This is a genomic window from Streptomyces sp. NPDC051987 (assembly GCF_040680735.1).
Classification (GTDB): Bacteria; Actinomycetota; Actinomycetes; order Streptomycetales; family Streptomycetaceae; genus Streptomyces.
This window is the reverse complement of record NZ_JBFAXI010000010.1, coordinates 124,460-141,206: the sequence shown is the minus strand read 5'-3', so window position 1 is coordinate 141,206 and position 16,747 is coordinate 124,460. Positions and strand designations below refer to the sequence as shown.

The following is a 16,747-nucleotide window of genomic DNA, read 5'->3' as shown; positions in this document are numbered from 1 at the left end:
TGCTGGTTGATCCGGAACGAGGACACGGTGCCGTCGGCGGTCGACTTCGCCGTCCACACGACGGTCAGGTCGATGCCGATCCGCAGGCCGTCCTCCTGGTGGACGAGCTTCTCCACGGTGTGGTCCTGCTCGCTGTAGGCCTCACCGACCGCCGCGTACCAGTCGAGGAAGTCGGCGTGGCTGTGCAGGGTGCGCTCCGGGAAGGCCATCTCCAGGCCCTCGTCGGCGACGAAGGGCAGCAGCTCGGCGACCGGGGCGTGCACGTTGAGCAGCTCGAACCAGCGCTGCACGAACTCCTCGATCTCCCGGTCGGAGCCGGTCTGTTCGGTGGACATGGATGTCTCCGCTCATCGGGGTCCCGCCCCCGGCGACCGGGAGCGATACGCGTCCGATGACCGCACACCCCGGCCGCGCCGCGCGCCCCGCGCCGGGGACGCCGGCCGCACTGTGCGAAGTCGCAGCTCAGGCTCGGGCAACTCGCCGTCCGCGCGGGCCGTACCGCCCGGTGGCGACGCCCCCGCAGGCGTTGGCCACAACATGCCGTAGTGCATTCGGCCACTTGGGCATGTGCCCTGAGCACGGGGGGCGGCGATGGTCGGGACGAAGTGCCCCCCGTAGACAGGAATCCGCCACTTGGCACCGTCCCGCCGATCCGGGAGGAATCCCATGAGCAGGCGCATTCTCGTCGTCCTGTCCGAACACGGCTACTGGGGCGAGGAGTTGATCGGCCCCCTGGAGACCTTCGACCAGGCCGGCTACCACGTCACCTTCGCCACCCCCACCGGCAAGCGGCCCAACGCGCTGCCGCCGAGCATGGACCCCGAGTACGTCGACCCGCCGCTCGGCCGGTCCGTCACCACGCCCGAGATGGCGGCCAAGGTGCGCGCCGTCGAGGAGTCGGACCGGCTCGACAACCCCCTCGACCTCGCGTCCTGGCTGCCCGACCGGCCCTACCGCTCCCGGCCGTACTTCCTGCGTGACTGGGAGGCCTACCACAGCCGCCTGGAGCAGATCCGCCGGCAGATCGCCGACCGCTACGACGCGCTGCTGATCGTCGGCGGCAGCGGACCCATCGTCGACCTCGCCAACAACTGGCGGGTGCACGACCTGATCCTCGCCTTCCGCGAGCTGGACCGGCCGATCGCCGCCGAGTGCTACGGCGTCGCCTGCCTGGCCTTCGCCCGCGACCAGGAGACCCGCGAGTCCATCATCCGCGGCAAGCACGTCACCGGGCACTGCATCGAGTACGACTACAAGGACGGCACCGGGTTCCTCGGCACCGACTTCGTGATGGGCCCGCCGCCGTACCCGCTGGAGTACATCCTGCGCGACGCCACCGCGCCCGGCGGCGCCTACCACGGCAACTTCGGCAAGGAGACCTCGGTCATCGTCGACTACCCGTTCATCACCGGCCGGTCGACCCCCGACTCCTATCTGACCGGCCAGAAGACCGTCGAGGTCCTCGAACAGGGCCTGCGCCAGTGGGGGTTCAGGACCTCCTGACGTCCTGACATCCCGTCCCGCGAGAGGTGACCAGCATGGACAGCAGGCCCGCGCGTGTCGCGCTCCTGGAGCAACTGGAGGCCGAAGGCGTCCGGTACATGTTCGGCAACCCCGGCACGGTCGAGCAGGGGTTCCTCGACGAACTGCGCTCCTTCCCCTCGATCCAGTACATCCTGGCCCTGCAGGAGGCCACGGCCGTCGGCATGGCGGACGGCCACGCCCGCGCCACCCGTACCCCGGCGGTCCTGCAACTGCACTCCGGGGTCGGCCTCGGCAACGGCATCGGCATGCTCTACCAGGCCATGCGCGGCCACGCCCCGATCGTCACCCTGGTCGGCGAGGCCGGGCTGCGGTACGCCGGGCTCGACGCCCAGATGGCGGCCGACCTGGTCGGCATGGCGGAACCGGTCACCAAGTGGGCGACCCGGGTGCTCGACCCCGACTCCACGCTGCGCGTGCTGCGCCGCGCCTTCAAGGTGGCCGGAACCCCGCCGTACGGGCCGGTCCTGGTGGTGCTGCCGGCCGACGTGATGGACGCCGGCACCCGGGAGCCGGTCGTACCGGTCAGTTACCCGGAGGTCCGCAGCCTCCCCGCCCCGGACACCGTCGCCCGCGCCGCGGCCCTGCTCGCCGGGGCCCGCCGCCCGCTGATCGTGGCCGGTGACGGCGTGCACTTCGCGGGCGCCCAGCCCGAACTGGCCCGCCTCGCCGAGGTGTGGGGCGCCGACGTCTACGGCGCCGACTGGGCCGAGGTCAACCTCTCGGCCCAGCATCCCGCGTACGCGGGCCAGTTGGGGCACATGTTCGGCGAGCAGAGCCGCCGGATCACCGGCGCCGCCGACGGCGTCCTGATCGTCGGCACCTACGCGCTGCCCGAGGTGTTCCCGGCGCTGTACGACGTCTTCGCCGAGGGCACCCCGGTGGTCCACGTCGACCTGGACACCGACGCCATCGCCAAGAACTTCCCGGTCGACCTCGGCATCGTGGCCGACCCGAAGGCCACCCTCGGGCTGCTCGCCGACGCGCTGCACGGCGAGATGGGCGACCAGCGGCGCGCCGAGGCGGCCGAGCGGCTGCGGGTGCGGGCCGCCGAGCGGGCCGACGCGCTGGCCGGCGCCCGGGACCGGGACCTGGCCGACGGCGAGGCGCAGACCCTGCCCACCGCCGCCTTCGCCCGCGAACTGGCCCGCCAACTGCCGCCGGACGCGCTGCTGTTCGACGAGGCGCTGACCGCGTCCCCGACGCTCTTCCGCCACCTGCCGCCCACCGTGCCCGGCCAGTGGATGCAGACCCGGGGCGGCTCCCTCGGCGTCGGCATCCCCGGCGCGCTCGGCGCCCAGCTCGCCCACCCCGACCGCACGGTGGTCGGCTTCACCGGCGACGGCGGCAGCATGTACACCTTCCAGGCGCTGTGGACGGCCGCCCGGTACGGGCTGCCCACCAAGTTCGTGATCTGCAACAACGGCAGCTACCGGCTGCTGGAGGACAACATCGAGGAGTACTGGCGGGAGACCGGCATACCGGCCCACGAACAGCCCGGCATGTTCGACCTCTCCCACCCGCCCATCGACTTCACCGGCCTCGCCCGCTCCCTCGGCGTGGCCGCCGTCCGGGTGGAGAAGCCCGGCCAGGCCGAGGGCGCGGTGGCACAGGCCCTCGCCCACCACGGGCCGTTCCTCGTCGACCTCGTGACGGCCAAGGGAAAGGGGTGAGTGCCGTGCGACTGAACGGACACAAGATCGCCGTCCTGATGGAGAGCGACTTCTACGAGCCGGAGATCCTCTACTACCGTTACCGCTTCCCCGAGGAGGGCGCCGAGGTCCACTTCCTGACCCGGCTGTGGGGCAACGAGGAGATGACCTTCCACGGGCACGAACACCGCATGCCCTTCGACGTGAACGAGTCCTTCGAGGACCTCGACGAGTTCGCGCTGAAGGAGTACTCGGCGGTGATCGTCCCCTCCGGGATGGTCTCCGACCGCCTCCGCTACACCGACGACCCCGACGAACTGCCGCCGGCCTCGCAGTTCCTGCGCCGCGCGTTCGCCGACCCGGCGATCCTCAAGGGCATCATCTGCCACGGCATGTGGCTCGCCGCGCCGATCCCGAACCTGATGCGCGGGCGCCGCGCGGTGGTGCACAACAACCTGCTGGGCGACCTCAGGAACATGGGCGGCGAGTACGTCGACCAGGACGTGGTCGTCCACGACGACCTGGTCACCGGCCGCACCGGCAACCACTGCCACGTCTTCGCCCGCACCATCATCGACCTGCTCGCCGACCGCCGGCCCGCCGAGTCCGCCCAGGCCGCCGCGGCCGGGCAGGCCGGGCAGGGCTGACGGGACGGGAACGGGGAGAGGAGCGATCGTCATGACACCGGTGACCGGGCGCATCCCCGTCCTCGACGTCCGCCCCCGGGTGCGGGACGGGGAACTGCCCGCCAAGGCCGTGACCGGCGAGCACCTCGACATCACGGCCACCGTCTTCCGCGAGGGCCACGGCGTGATCGCCGCGGACGTGGTCCTGCGCGGCCCCGGGGGAGTCCCCGCCAGGCGGGTGCCGATGACCCTCGTCGACGAGGACGCCGACCGCTGGAGCGCCACCGTGGTCCCCGACGCCGAGGGGACGTGGACCTTCCGCGTCGAGGCCTGGGCCGACCCGCTGGCCACCTGGCGCCGGGACGCCGCGCTGAAGATCGAGGCCGGCGTCGACACCGAGCTCACCCTGCGCGAGGGCGTGCTGCTGCACGAACGGGCGGCACACGGCGAGAACGACATCACCGACTGCGGCCGGCGCGAGGAGGTCCGGACCGCGATCGCCGCGCTCCGCGACCCCCTGGCCCCGGCCTCGGCCAGGCTGGCGGCCGTCACCACCCCCCGGGTGACGGCCGCCCTGGGCCGCTACGCACTGCGCGAACTGATCACCTCCTCCCGGGAGCTGCCGCTGCGGGTGGAGCGCCGACGGGCCCTGGTCGGCTCCTGGTACGAGCTGTTCCCGCGCTCGGAGGGCGCGGTGGTGACGTCGGACGGGCGGACGGTCAGCGGCACCCTGCGGACCGCCGCCGCCCGGCTGCCGGCCGTCGCCGCGATGGGCTTCGACGTGGTGTACCTGCCGCCCGTCCATCCCATCGGCGTGACCCACCGCAAGGGCCGGGACAACACGCTCGTCGCGGGCCCCGACGACGTCGGCTCGCCCTGGGCCATCGGCTCGCCGGACGGCGGCCACGACGCGGTCCACCCCGACCTCGGCACCCTGGACGATTTCCGGTACTTCGTCACCACCGCCCGCGGCCTGGGCCTGGAGGTGGCGATCGACTTCGCCCTGCAGTGCTCCCCGGACCACCCCTGGGTGACCGGCCACCCCGAGTGGTTCCACCACCGGGTGGACGGTTCGGTCGCCTACGCCGAGAACCCGCCCAAGACCTACGAGGACATCCACCCCCTCGACTTCGACACCGACTTCGAGGGCCTGTACGCCGAGGCGCTGCGCGTCCTGCGGCACTGGATGGCCCAGGGCGTACGGATCTTCCGCGTCGACAACCCGCACACCAAGCCGGTCCACTTCTGGGAGCGGCTGATCGGCGAGGTGAACGCCACCGACCCGGACGTGGTGTTCCTGGCCGAGGCGTTCACCCGGCGGGCCATGGTGCACGCCCTGGCCCAGGCCGGCTTCCAGCAGTCGTACACCTACTTCACCTGGAAGAACACCAAGCGGGAGCTGACCGAGTACCTGCCCGAACTCAGCCGGGACAGCGCCGACTTCCTGCGGCCCAACCTGTTCGTGAACACCCCGGACATCCTGCACGCCTACCTCCAGCACGGCGGCCGGCCCGCCTTCGAGGTGCGGGCCGTGCTGGCGGCGACCGCCGCGCCCAGCTGGGGGGTGTACGCCGGGTACGAGCTGTGCGAGAACACCCCGCTCGCCGAGGGCACCGAGGACTACCTCGCCTCGGAGAAGTACCAGCTGCGGCCCCGCGACTGGGCGGCGGCCGAGGCCGAGGGGCGGACCATCACCCCGCTGATCACCCTGCTCAACCGGCTCCGCCGGACCCGCCCGGCCCTCCAGGAACTGCGCAACCTGCGGCTCCAGCACTCCGACAACGACCAGATCCTCGTCTACTCCAAGCACGTGGACCTGCCCCGGGGCGGTACCGACGTGGTGCTGGTCGTCGTCAACCTGGATCCGCACCGGGCCCAGGAGGCGACCGTGACCTGCGACCTGGCGGCCCTCGGGCTGCCCGCCGACGGCACGCTCAAGCTCCGCGACGAACTCACCGGAGCCGTCTACTCCTGGGGCGAGTCCACTTACGTGCGCCTCGACCCGGCCCGCCAGGTCGCGCACGTGCTGACGACCGAGGAGGCGTCATGAGGACGGAGATCCTGCAGCCGCTGCTGCCCGCGCTCGGGCCATGGCTGACCGGCCGGCGCTGGTTCGACGCGCGCTACGCCGGTGCCCCGCTGACCGCCGAGGCCGCCTCGGTGGTCGGGGACGGACCCCCGCTGCTGCTGCACGCCGTGGTCTCGGCGGACGGTGCCGCCGGACCGCTGCGCTGCCAGCTCCTGCTGGGCCTGCGCCCGGAGCTGCCGGCCCGGCTGGCCCCCGCCGCCATCGCCACCGTGCCGTCCGGGCCCTGGCAGGGCTGGCGGGTCTACGACGCGCTGGCCGACGGCACCGTGCTCGCCCTGCTGCTGCGCACCCTGGCGGGCGGCGGCGCCGAGCACGGGCCGCGCCTGGAGCGCAGTTCCCGCTACCCGCTGCCGGTCGGCCTGGTGCCCCGGCCGCTCCAGGTGGAGCAGAGCAACACCTCCGTGGCCTACGGCGACCGGCTGCTGCTGAAGATCTTCCGCCGCCCGGAGCCGGGACCGCACACCGAGGTCGAGGCGCTGCGGGCGCTCACCGGCCAGGACTGCGCCCGCACCCCCCACCTCTACGGGGCGGTGCACAGCGACGCGCCCGGCGCGGAGGGCCTGGTCCTCGGCCTCATCGAGGAGTTCCTGCCGGACGCGCGGGACGGCTGGGAGGAGGCGGTGCGGCAGGCCGCCGACGCCGTGGCCGGCACCGGCCGCCCGGCCGGCGGCGGTTTCACCGCGGACGCGGCCGCCCTGGGCCGCGCCGTCGCCGACGTGCACGGCGCGCTGGGCGAGGCGTTCGGGCGGACCCGGCTGACCGTGGAGGACGTGGCCGAGGAGACGGCCCGGATGACCATGCGCCTGAAGGAGGCCGCCGAGGAGGTCCCGGCGCTCGCCCGGTACACCGCACGGCTCGGCGCCCTCTTCGACGACTGCGCCCGGGTGGCCGGGCGCGGCTGCCCGCTCTTCGTCCAGCGCATCCACGGCGACCTGCACCTGGGTCAGGCGCTGCGCGCCCACGACGGCTGGCGGATCGTGGACTTCGAGGGCGAACCGGCCCGGTCCGCCGCCGAACGCGCCCGCCCGGAGCCGGTGCTCAAGGACGTCGCCGGCATGCTGCGCTCCTTCGACTACGCGGCCCGCACCGGTCTCGCCGCGGACGACGACGACTCCGCGCCGGCGGAACGGCTGCGCCGCCGCCGGCGCGCGTCCGCGTGGGCGGTGCGCAACCGGCGCGCCTTCATCGCGGGCTACGCGTCCGCCGGGCACGAGGACCCCGACTGCCACCCCGTGCTGCTGCGGGCGTTCGAGGCGGACAAGGCCGTCTACGAGGCCGTGTACGAGTCCCGCCTGCGCCCCGAGCGGCTGCCGATCCCGCTGGCCGCCCTGCACCGCCTCGCCACGTCCCGCTGACGGCGGCGGGGCCGGAACCGGGGCGGAACCACCCCACCGGCGGGCCGGGTCGGCAGCGGGCCGGTGGGGAAGGGGCCGGAACCGGTGAACGCAGACCGGGGCCCGGCGGGCTTCCCTCGCTCTGCGGTGTGCGACGGGTGTGCGGGCATTCGACGGGTGTTCCGAAAGGGGAATTCCGGTGGTGCCAAGTGGGTCAGCGTCAGGAGCGGCGGCCCGGCTCGGTGAAGGCCGTGCGCGGTTCGCGGTTCGGGGCCAGTCCGGCCGACGACAGCGCCTGGTCGTACGCCTGCAGGGCCGCGGTGCTGTTGCCCTGCCGGCGCCACAGGTCGCCCACGTACCGCCAGTTGAGCGCGGTCTGGTGGGACGGCGGGAACTGACGCAGCTGCCGGGTGGCGGCCTGCAGGCACTGGGCCGCCTGCTCGTGGTCGCCGCGCAGCAGATGGATCTCGGCGAGCGTGGCACGCGCGCCGACGGCCTGGATGCGGGACTCCGAGCCGGTGAGGCCGAGAGCCCGCTCCGCGTGGGCCGCGGCCTCGTCCCAGTTGCCGAGCATCGCGTCCGCGTCGGCCAGGCCGATCTCGCACTGGGCCAGCTCGGGTGCGTTGCCCACCTCCGCCAGCAGTTGCTGGGCCTCCTCCAGCAGCTGCTTGGCGCGGGCCGGCCGGGGGTCGTCGACCTGGAGGAGCAGCGAGCCGCAGTTCATCTTGAGCATGGCGACATGGCGGATGTTGTCGTCCTCGGACATCAGCGCCAGGGCTCGCTCCACCAGCGCCAGGGCCTCGTTGAGCTGGCCGCGGGAGCGGGCCACGAGTCCCGCGTTCCAGAAGACGGCACCCCGTGCGGCCCGCGCCCCCTGCCGCTCGGCGGCCTCCAGGAGCCGGGCACCGAGCAGCTGGGCCCGGGTGAGGTCGCCGCGCATGTGGTAGGAGGCCATGAGGGTGGTGCCGAGCTGGATGTGGTCGACCGTGACGTCCAGGCCGAGCGCGTCGAGGCTGGACATGGCCCGCTCGGCGATCTCGATGCTCGTCGTGATGTCGCCGGCGTCGCGGTAGCAGCGGCACAGGGCGACCGACACCGTGCACCAGTCGGCGGAACCGGGTGTCAGCTCGGGGTCGCGCCGCAGGTCCTCCAGGATCGTGATGGCGGTCTCGATCCGGTCGAGTTTCTCCAGCGCGGAGGCCTGTGCGATGCGCGCCCGCCGGGTCATCGACGGATCGAGCAGGGACGGCTTGGCGAGGAGGTCGCTCAGGGTCTGCAGCGCCTCGCCGTTGCTGCCGTTGCGCAGGGCCATCTCGCCGAAGGCCAGCCGCAGCCGGGTCTCCTCCAGTTCGTGGTCGTCGCGGCCGGTGCGCAGGTACTCCACGGAGCACCCCAGGCGCTCGGCGAGCGCGGCGAGCACCGCGTCCGACGGCGCGCCGCGCTTCCCGGACTCGATCAGGGAGATGTAGCTGGCCGAGATCTCGCCGGACGCCAGATCCTGCTGCTTGAGTCCACGTTTGCCGCGCAACACCCTGATGCGCTCGCCCAGTCCTGCGGCCGTCGCGTTGCCGAGTGGATCCATGCGAACTCCTCGGTGCCGTACTTGACTGTAGGGATGACAGATCGATGTTACCAGTAAGTTGATATCAACCCAATGGGCTTCCGGTGATCTTTTAGCGGCGCTCTACCGTATTTTGCTGCGCACTTCTCTGTTCGAGATAAGGGACGCCTTATGCGGTGAGTGATATTCCGTTTTATTATGCTTGATTTTTCATCGATTCACTTGACTAAAGTAGTCATTCAAGGTTGACTGTAATTGTCAAGGCGCAACCTTGTATTGTTCAGGGGAGGGGATTTTCGTGAGCAATAAAATATTCGCGCTCTTCGCAATAGTCGTCCTGATCAGTGGTCTGGTGTCCGGCGGACTGTGGCTGAGCGATTCCGGCCCGGGGCGCCCGCTGCAGCACGAAAGCCTGCCCGCGGGCGTCGGCGGGAGCGGCGGCTGCTGCTGATCCACTTGTGCCTCGCAAGGACCGGGTCCGGTCCGGCGGCCGCCGCTACGGCCGCCGGACCGGACCCGGTCTTTCGTCGTGCGGGAAATCGTCCGGGAAATGGCAGGAGACGGTGTGGTCCGCCGGTCCGGCCGCCCGGGTGCGCGGTGTCTCGGCCGCGCAGCGCCGCAGCTGCGCGGCCGAGAGCACGGCCTGGACGGGACAGCGGGCCCGGAAGGCGCACCCGGAGACCGCGTGCGGGAGCGGCCCGGGGGCGGCGGGCAGCACGATCCGGCGCCGGGAGCGCTCGGCGACCGGATCAGGCAGCGGTACGGCCGAGAGCAGGGCCCGGGTGTAGGGATGGCGCGGCCGGCCGAACACCTCCGTGACCCCGCCCGTCTCCACCGTCCGGCCCGCGTACATGACCGACACCCGGTCGGCCAGCTGCCGGACCACCGCGAGGTCGTGCGAGACCAGCAGATACGCCGGGCCCAGCGACCGCTTCAGCCGCAGCAGCAGGTCCAGGATCCCGGCCTGCACGGACACGTCCAGCGCGGACACCGGCTCGTCGAGCAGCAGCAGCGCGGGGCCGACCGCCAGGGCGCGGGCGATCGCGACGCGCTGGCGCTGCCCGCCGGAGAACTGGTGCGGGTAGCCGTCCGCGTCGGCGGGGCGCAGCCCCACCTGGGTCAGCAGCCGGGGCACCCGGGCCGCCACGACGGCCGGCGGCACCCGTGCGGCGTGCAGCGGCTCGGCGACGATGTCCCCCACCGGCATCCGCGGGTCGAGGCTCGACATCGGATCCTGCGGCACCAGCTGCACCGCCGTGCGCAGCTCACGCGCCGCCCGCCGGGAGAGCAGCGCGGTGTCCCGCCCGAGCACCTCCACCCGCCCGGCCTGCGGAGCCGCCAGCGCGGCGATCTCGAGCAGCGTGGTGCTCTTCCCGGCCCCGGACTCCCCGACCAGGGCCAGCGTCTGCCCGCGCCGCACCTCCAGATCGACGTGCTCGACGGCCCGCACCTCGGGCCCCCGCCGCAGCAGCCTCGTCGACCGGTACGACCGCGCCAGCCCGGAGACCGACAGCACGACGTCGGCGGCCGGGCCTCCGGCGGGGGTTGTGCCGTCGGCCGAGCTCGCGGACACGGCCGGGGAGCCGGCGTGCGCCGGTGCGCCGCCGGCCCGGCGCCACGGTCCGGCCGGGAGAGCCGGCCCGCGTTCCGCGGCGCCCCTGTCCATGTCGCCGTCCGTCGGCTTTGCGGCCGTGTCGCCCGTGTCCATGTCGCCGTCCGTCGGCTTTGCGGCCGTGTCGCCCGTGTCCATGTCGCCGTCCGTCGGCGGTCGCCCGAACAGGTCCGCCGCGCTGCGGAGCCGGACCGCCGGGATCCTCCGGCAGGCCGCCGTGTGCGCGTCGGGTGCCGCGGGGGCGGTGCGGGACGGGCTGTCCACCCCGGTGAGCGGAGGTTCGGCCGCCCGGCACTCGGGTTCGGCCAGGGGGCAGCGCGCGGCGAAGGGGCAGCCGGGGCCGACCGCACCCGGGGCGGGAGCGGTGCCCGGGACCGGGGTGGGCGGTGTCCGGGTGTCGGGCCGGGGCACGGCGCCGAGCAGGCCGACGGTGTACGGCATCCGGGGCCGGCGGAGCACCGCCTCCACCGGCCCCGTCTCCACCACCCGCCCCGCGTACAGGACCGCGACGCGGTCCGCGGCGCCCGCGACCACGCCCAGGTCGTGGGTGACGAGGAGCAGCGCCGCTCCTGTCTCCCGCCGGGCGGCCGCGAGCGTCTCGAGGACCTGGGCCTGCACGGTCACGTCGAGCGCGCTGGTCGGCTCGTCGGCGACGAGGACCGCGGGCCGGTTCGCCACCGCCATCGCGATCATCGCCCGCTGCAGCATGCCGCCGGAGAGTTGGTGGGGCAGGGCGCGGGCCGCCCGGGACGGCTCCGGCACCCCCACCGAGTCCAGCAGCTCCACGGCCCGCCGCAGCGCCGACTCCCGGCCCGGACGCGGGCGTTCGTGGATGCGCAGGGCCTCCGCGATCTGGTCGCCGACGCGCAGCACCGGGGTGAAGGCGTGCAGCGGGTCCTGGAAGACCATGGCGATCCGGCGGCCCCGCAGGCCGGCCAGCTCCCGCTCCGGCCGCCCCAGCATCTCCTCGCCCAGCAGCCGTACCGAACCGCCCACCCGGGCGCCGGGCGGTGCCAGGCCGAGCAGGGACAGCGCGGTCAGCGTCTTGCCCGCGCCGGACTCGCCCACCAGGCCCAGCACCTCACCGCGGCGCAGCGTGAGGTCCACGCCGCGCACCACGGGCACCGGCGGCCGGCGGCGCCCGCCGCCGAAGGCGACCGTCAGACCGCGCACCTGAAGGGCCGGGGCCGCCGGTCCGCGCACCGCCCGGTCCGTGCTCATCAGGCGAGCCCCGACACGGCACCGCGGGGCGGCCCGGCGGCCCGTACCGTCGTGGGGTCCAGGGCGTCGCGCAGGGCGTTGCCGAGGAAGCTGACGGCCAGCACGAACGCGGTCAGCAGGCCGGCCGGGAAGAAGAACATCCACGGATAGACCAGGGCCACGTCGGACGCGTCCGCGATCAGCGTGCCCAGGGAGACGTCGGGCGGCTGCACGCCGAAGCCGAAGTACGACAGCCCGGCCTCGCTGACCACCGCCCCGGCCACCGTGACCGTCGCGTCGGCGACCAGGAACGAGGCCAGGTGCGGCAGGATGTGCCGCCAGATGATCCGCACCGGCCCGACCCCCATCAGCCGTGCCGCCACCACGAACTGACGCTCCTTCAGTGACCGGGTCAGGCCGCGCACCACCCGCGCGGTGACCATCCAGCCCAGCAGGGCGAGCAGCCCGGCCAGCGCGAGCCAGCCCCACTGCCGCAGCCGCGGGGCGAGCACCACCAGGACGAGGAAGCCGGGCAGGACCAGCAGCAGGTCCGCCACGAACATCAGCGTCCGGTCCGTCCAGCCGCCGAAGTACCCGGCGCAGGCGCCCACCGCCGCCGCCAGCCCGGTGGCGACCACGGCCACCAGCGCACCGATCAGCAGCGACTTCCGCAGCCCGTGCGCGGCCTGGGCGAACACGTCCTGCCCGATCCGGTCGGTGCCCATCCAGTGGCGCGCGTCCGGCGGCTGCCGCAGCGCCGTGTAGTCGACGTCCGTGGCGGACCACCGGCACACGTACGGCCCCACGACCGCGAACGCCACCAGGGCCAGCAGCAGCATGAGTCCGCACAGCGCCCCCGGGTGCCGGGCCAGCCGGCCGAGCACGGCCCGCCCGCGCCGCCCCGCTCTCACGGCTCCCGCACCCGGGGATCGAGCAGCGCGTGCAGGACGTCCGCGACCAGCCCCGCCAGCAGCACGACGGCCGCGGCGAAGCCGTCGATCGCCACCACCGAGTTCACGTCGCCCTTCTCCACCGAGTCGATCAGCCAGCTGCCCATGCCGGGCCAGCCGAAGACCCGCTCGGTGAACACGGCCCCGGTGACCAGGGTCAGGACGCCGAAGGAGAAGAAGACCGTCATCGGCACGAGCGAGATCCGCAGCCCGTGCCGCAGCAGCGCGCGGCCCGGGGTGAGCCCCTTGGCGCGGGCGGTGCGCAGATGGTCGGCGCCGAGCACGTCCAGCGTGGCGGCCCGCTGGTAGCGGCTGTACAGGGCGATCCCCGCGAGCGCCACGCAGAGCGCCGGCAGCACCAGGTGGGCGGCGGTGTCCCGGAGGTGGACGGTCCAGTCGCCCTGCAGTCCGGGGGTGTGCTCGCCCGTGTACTTGACGACGCTGCCGCCCGCCGCCCGGTTGACCGCGAGCGCGCCGGTCTTCAGCAGCAGGGCCAGGACGAAGGTGGGCACGCACAGCACCGCGAAGGAGAACCCGGCCAGCACCCGGTCGCCGAGCCGGCCGCGCCGGACCGCCGCCCACACCCCGGCCAGGGTGCCGACGGCCGTCCCGGCCACCGTGCCGACCAGCAGCAGCCGTACCGACACGCCGACCCGGCGGCCGAACTCGGCACGCACGGACTCGCCGTCGATGGTGCGGCCCAGGTCGCCGTGGACGGCCCGGTCCGCCCAGTGCGCGAAGCGCTCCGGCAGCGGGGCGCGGTCGTCCATGCCGAGCCCGGCCAGCTCCCGGTCGACGACCCGGGACGGCGGCGGTGGCCTGCGGTCCTCGAAGTACCCGCGGGGATCGAGTGCCGTCGAGGCGAGCGCGTAGGACACGACCAGGGAGACGAGGAACAGGACCCCACAGCGGGCCAGGCGCCTGGCGATCAGGACGGACATGGCACTCCTGACGTGGCATGGAGGGTGACGGCCCGGCCGGTCCGCGGGCGTCCGCCGGGGGATGAAGCCTGCCTTCGCTTCATTCGGGAGAAACATCGTGATGTTAAGCTCCGACGCCGCAATTCCTATGGCAAAGCGGGGAGTTGGCGGGCAAGTGACGCCGGAGAGGCTGACAGGTGGAGCGACTACGGGGATGGCCCGCGTGGACGGCCCTCTGGGCGCTCGTCGTCCTCGCGGCGACCGGATGCTCCGGGTCCGGCGGGCACGACGATTCCCGGCGCCAGGCGATGCCGACGTACGGCACCTACGACATCAACGCTCAGCCGTCCGCGGGCCTCCGCTCCGGCGGGACCCTGACGCTCCCGATCACCCAGATGATCACGCAGTTCAACGTCAACCACGTCGACGGCGCCCTGGACGACGTGTGGACCGTCGACACGATGACCGAACCGCGGCTGTTCACCCGGGACGCCGAGGGTGTCCCGCGGACCGTGCGGGACTACCTGACCTCCGCCACCGTCACCGGCACGGGCGCGCGCCAGGTCGTCACCTACCGGCTGAACCCCGAGGCCCGCTGGTCCGACGGCAGGGCCCTGAGCTGGCGGGACTTCGCCGCCCAGTGGCACGCGGTCGGCGGCGGCGACGACCGGTACCTGGTCGCCGACCCGAGCGGCTACGACCGGATCGCCGACGTCCGCCAGGGCGCCGACGCGCACGAGGTCGTGGTCACCTTCAGGAAGCCGTACGCCGACTGGCGCCGGCTCTTCACCCCGCTCTTCCCGGCCGTCGCCTACGACAGCCCGCGGCACTTCGACTCGGACTGGCAGGGCCGCCTCCCGGTCACCGCGGGCCCCTTCCGGCTCGCCTCCGTCGACCGTACGGCGCAGACCCTCACCCTCGTCCGCGACCCCGCCTGGTGGGGCACCCGGCCCCGGCTGGACCGGATCGTCCTCCGCGTCCTCGACCCCGACGCCGCCCTGCAGGCCTTCCTCAACGGCGAGGTGGACGCCGTCAACGCGGCCACCAGCGAGGCCTACGCCCAGCTGGCGAAGGCGCCCGACACCGCCATCCGGGTCGGCTCCGCCTGGGACGAGGTGCACATCACGCTGAACGGCGCCGACGGGCCGCTGGCCGACCGGGCGGTGCGCAACGCCCTGCAGCAGGCGGTGGACCGCCCGGCGCTGGCCGAGGTCGCGGGGGCCGGCCTGCCGGTGAAGGTGCCGCTGCTCGGCAACCACTTCTACATGACCAACCAGCCCGGCTACGCCGACGACTCCGGCCGCTACGGCCGCTTCGACCTCAAGGCGGCCGAGAGCGCCCTCGACCGGGCGGGCTGGCGTGCCCAGGGCGCCGGGAAGCCCCGGACCAAGGACGGCCGCAGCCTCACCCTGCGCCTGGTGCTGAGCGAGGGCACCAACCGGCTCGGCGAGGACCTCGCCCAGCTGGTCCAGCAGATGCTCGGCCGGGCCGGCGTCCGCGTCGACATCGAGAAGGTGCCCGCCACCGCCTACGGCCCCCAGTACCTGGACAAGGGCAACTTCGACCTCGCGATCTTCCGGTTCACCGGCCTGACGTACCCGAGCTCCGCCCACGCCATCTACCGGAGCCCGGCCGGCGGCCAGGTCTTCGAGAACTACGGCCGGGTCGGCTCGCCCCGCGTCGACGAACTCCTCGACCAGGCCGCCGGCAGCCTCGACCCCCGGACCGCCCAGCGGCTCTACAACGAGGCGGACACCGAGATCTGGCGCCTCGGCCACGACATCGAGCTCTACCAGCGCCCCGAGATCCTCGCCGTCCGCAAGGGCCTCGCCAACTACGGCGTCCCGGGCCTCGGCGACATCGACTTCACGAAGGTCGGCTGGGAGAAGTGAAGGCGGGCCGGCTGACGGCGACGCCAGGCCCCCTGGCGTGAGCCGACCCGCCGCGACCCCGGGCGGAGGCGAACTCGTGGCGTGGCCGGGTGGGAACGCGGCCGCGGCGGCCCCGGGCGGAGGTGTCCGCCCGGGGCCGCCGCGGCCGTTTCGGTGGGGCCGGTCAGGCATGCGGGGTGCTCAGGGCTCTCTCGTCGGCCTGTTGGCGCACCATGTCGAAGCCGAAGGCGGCCGAGGCCAGGGTCACGTGGTGGTGCCAGCCCCGGAAGGAGCGGCCCTCGAAGTCACCGAGGCCGAACTCCTCGTGCATCCGGCCCAACGCCTCCCCGGCGAACCTGCGCAGCCGGGCCAGCAGGACGATCTCCGCGAGCCGGCGCACCGGCAGGTTCGTCAGCCAGTAGGCCCGCGGCTGCGGCCGGCCGTAGGGCCAGTCCGCGAGGAGCATCCGCGCCCGGGGTGCGACACCCGGGCAGCCCTCGGGCGAGCGCTCGGCCCGCAGCAGCACGGGAACGGTCAGGAACTCCGAGTGGCACATGCGCTCGGTCACCGGGTCGTGCCAGGTCACCGACGTCCGCTCGGTGTGCCGGACGGCGTGCGCGGCGAGGTCGGCCAGGGTGCCGCCGGTGCCCCGGGCGGCGGCCCGGCCGCGGGGGAGGAGCACCGGGGTGTGCGGCGATGCCTGGACCACATAGCCGAGCCCGCGGGCCTCCAGCCCCCGCAGCAGGGGGTCGGGGTCCCCGTCGCCGCGCCAGTCGGCCAGCACCGGCAGCGGTTCCAGGGACCAGTCGTCGAGCATCTCGTCGAGCGACTCCAGGACGTAGCTCCACCGCGGGCGGCAGCGCTCGTCCTCCGGCAGGTGGGCCTGGCCGCGCAGCCCCTCGTCCCGGTCCCAGCGGCTCGGCAGCACCAGCCGCCAGTTCACCGGGACCCCGCCGGCGTGCCCCACCAGCGAGGTCGCCAGCGCCAGCTGGCAGTTGACGGTGCGTTCCTGGGAGGCCGCGTACTGTCGGGCCACGCCGACCGAGCGGTCGCCGTTCTTGGCGAAGACGACCTCGTCCACCGACCAGGCCTCGGCCCGGAAGGCCCGGACCATCCGCCCGGCCAGCCGGCCGCGCACCGGCGCGCACGCCCACGGGCTCTGGTTCACGAACTGCTGGATCTGCTGCACCGCCCGCCGCCCCAGCACCTGCTCGGTGATCCGGGCCGGCGTCTTGCGGCCGGGCACGGCCAGCAGGCCGCGCAGGTAGACCTCCCCCCAGCGCCGCTGGTCGGCCCGGGTGAACTCGCCGAACAGCTCGCTGCAGTAGGCCGGCAGGTCGCGGGCACCGGGCGGGGCACCCGGGGTACGCACGGACGGTAACGGGAGTGC

Annotated in this window: 12 protein-coding genes; 6 read left to right on the top strand and 6 right to left on the bottom strand. The window is 73.8% G+C overall.

The annotated features are described in order from the left end of the window. Positions 1-335 (bottom strand): hypothetical protein (locus tag AB0M11_RS08815; RefSeq protein ID WP_365702892.1); only part of this gene is annotated, 335 nt, incomplete at its 3' end. Positions 336-666: 331 nt separating this feature from the next. On the opposite strand from AB0M11_RS08815, the gene AB0M11_RS08810 reads away from it, so the two are divergent. Genes AB0M11_RS08810 through AB0M11_RS08790 form a run of 5 tightly spaced genes read left to right on the top strand, consistent with a single transcriptional unit; the run spans position 667 to position 7,264 of the window. After that, positions 667-1,503, top strand: a complete 837-nt coding sequence (locus AB0M11_RS08810) for a type 1 glutamine amidotransferase domain-containing protein (RefSeq protein WP_365702890.1) — start codon at positions 667-669, stop codon at positions 1,501-1,503. A 35-nt stretch (positions 1,504-1,538) separates the two neighbouring features. Continuing rightward, a complete protein-coding gene (locus AB0M11_RS08805; RefSeq protein WP_365702888.1) occupies positions 1,539-3,215 on the top strand; it encodes a thiamine pyrophosphate-binding protein in 1,677 nt (558 codons plus the stop codon). Positions 3,216-3,220: 5 nt separating this feature from the next. Next, on the top strand, positions 3,221-3,841 hold the full coding sequence (locus AB0M11_RS08800) for a DJ-1/PfpI family protein (RefSeq protein ID WP_365702886.1): 621 nt from the start codon (positions 3,221-3,223) through the stop codon (positions 3,839-3,841). A gap of 31 nt (positions 3,842-3,872) precedes the next feature. Continuing rightward, the gene (locus AB0M11_RS08795) at positions 3,873-5,870 is read left to right on the top strand and encodes an alpha-1,4-glucan--maltose-1-phosphate maltosyltransferase (RefSeq protein WP_365702884.1); all 1,998 of its coding nucleotides are present in this window, start codon (positions 3,873-3,875) and stop codon (positions 5,868-5,870) included. Then, positions 5,867-7,264, top strand: coding sequence for a hypothetical protein (locus tag AB0M11_RS08790; RefSeq protein WP_365702882.1), 1,398 nt, complete (start codon positions 5,867-5,869; stop codon positions 7,262-7,264). Before AB0M11_RS08795 ends, AB0M11_RS08790 begins: the two co-directional genes overlap by 4 nt. Before the next feature lie 199 nt (positions 7,265-7,463). Here the strand turns inward: AB0M11_RS08790 and AB0M11_RS08785 are convergent, their stop codons facing one another. From AB0M11_RS08785 to AB0M11_RS08770, 4 genes are all read right to left on the bottom strand, one after another. Then, positions 7,464-8,825, bottom strand: coding sequence for a helix-turn-helix domain-containing protein (locus tag AB0M11_RS08785; RefSeq protein ID WP_365702880.1), 1,362 nt, complete (start codon positions 8,823-8,825; stop codon positions 7,464-7,466). Positions 8,826-9,300: 475 nt separating this feature from the next. Continuing rightward, positions 9,301-11,637 carry a dipeptide ABC transporter ATP-binding protein gene (locus AB0M11_RS08780; protein ID WP_365702879.1) on the bottom strand — a complete coding sequence of 779 codons (2,337 nt, stop codon included), beginning with the start codon at positions 11,635-11,637 and terminating at the stop codon, positions 9,301-9,303. Then, a complete protein-coding gene (locus AB0M11_RS08775; protein ID WP_365702877.1) occupies positions 11,637-12,527 on the bottom strand; it encodes an ABC transporter permease in 891 nt (296 codons plus the stop codon). Before AB0M11_RS08775 ends, AB0M11_RS08780 begins: the two co-directional genes overlap by 1 nt. Beyond that, positions 12,524-13,507: an ABC transporter permease gene (locus AB0M11_RS08770; RefSeq protein WP_365702875.1), complete on the bottom strand. Its 984-nt coding sequence runs from the start codon at positions 13,505-13,507 to the stop codon at positions 12,524-12,526. Before AB0M11_RS08770 ends, AB0M11_RS08775 begins: the two co-directional genes overlap by 4 nt. A gap of 176 nt (positions 13,508-13,683) precedes the next feature. On the opposite strand from AB0M11_RS08770, the gene AB0M11_RS08765 reads away from it, so the two are divergent. Continuing rightward, a complete protein-coding gene (locus AB0M11_RS08765) occupies positions 13,684-15,378 on the top strand; it encodes an ABC transporter family substrate-binding protein (RefSeq protein WP_365702873.1) in 1,695 nt (564 codons plus the stop codon). A gap of 163 nt (positions 15,379-15,541) precedes the next feature. Here the strand turns inward: AB0M11_RS08765 and AB0M11_RS08760 are convergent, their stop codons facing one another. Next, a complete protein-coding gene (locus AB0M11_RS08760) occupies positions 15,542-16,729 on the bottom strand; it encodes an IS701 family transposase (protein WP_365702871.1) in 1,188 nt (395 codons plus the stop codon). Positions 16,730-16,747: the final 18 nt, after the last annotated feature.

Bases quoted from the DNA above. Each gene is read 5' to 3' on its own strand.
- AB0M11_RS08810 (WP_365702890.1), top strand. From the start codon at position 667: ATGAGCAGGCGCATTCTCGTCGTCCTGTCCGAACACGGCTACTGGGGC.
- AB0M11_RS08805 (WP_365702888.1), top strand. From the start codon at position 1,539: ATGGACAGCAGGCCCGCGCGTGTCGCGCTCCTGGAGCAACTGGAGGCC.
- AB0M11_RS08795 (WP_365702884.1), top strand. From the start codon at position 3,873: ATGACACCGGTGACCGGGCGCATCCCCGTCCTCGACGTCCGCCCCCGG.
- AB0M11_RS08790 (WP_365702882.1), top strand. From the start codon at position 5,867: ATGAGGACGGAGATCCTGCAGCCGCTGCTGCCCGCGCTCGGGCCATGG.
- AB0M11_RS08785 (WP_365702880.1), bottom strand. From the start codon at position 8,825: ATGGATCCACTCGGCAACGCGACGGCCGCAGGACTGGGCGAGCGCATC.
- AB0M11_RS08780 (WP_365702879.1), bottom strand. From the start codon at position 11,637: ATGAGCACGGACCGGGCGGTGCGCGGACCGGCGGCCCCGGCCCTTCAG.
- AB0M11_RS08770 (WP_365702875.1), bottom strand. From the start codon at position 13,507: ATGTCCGTCCTGATCGCCAGGCGCCTGGCCCGCTGTGGGGTCCTGTTC.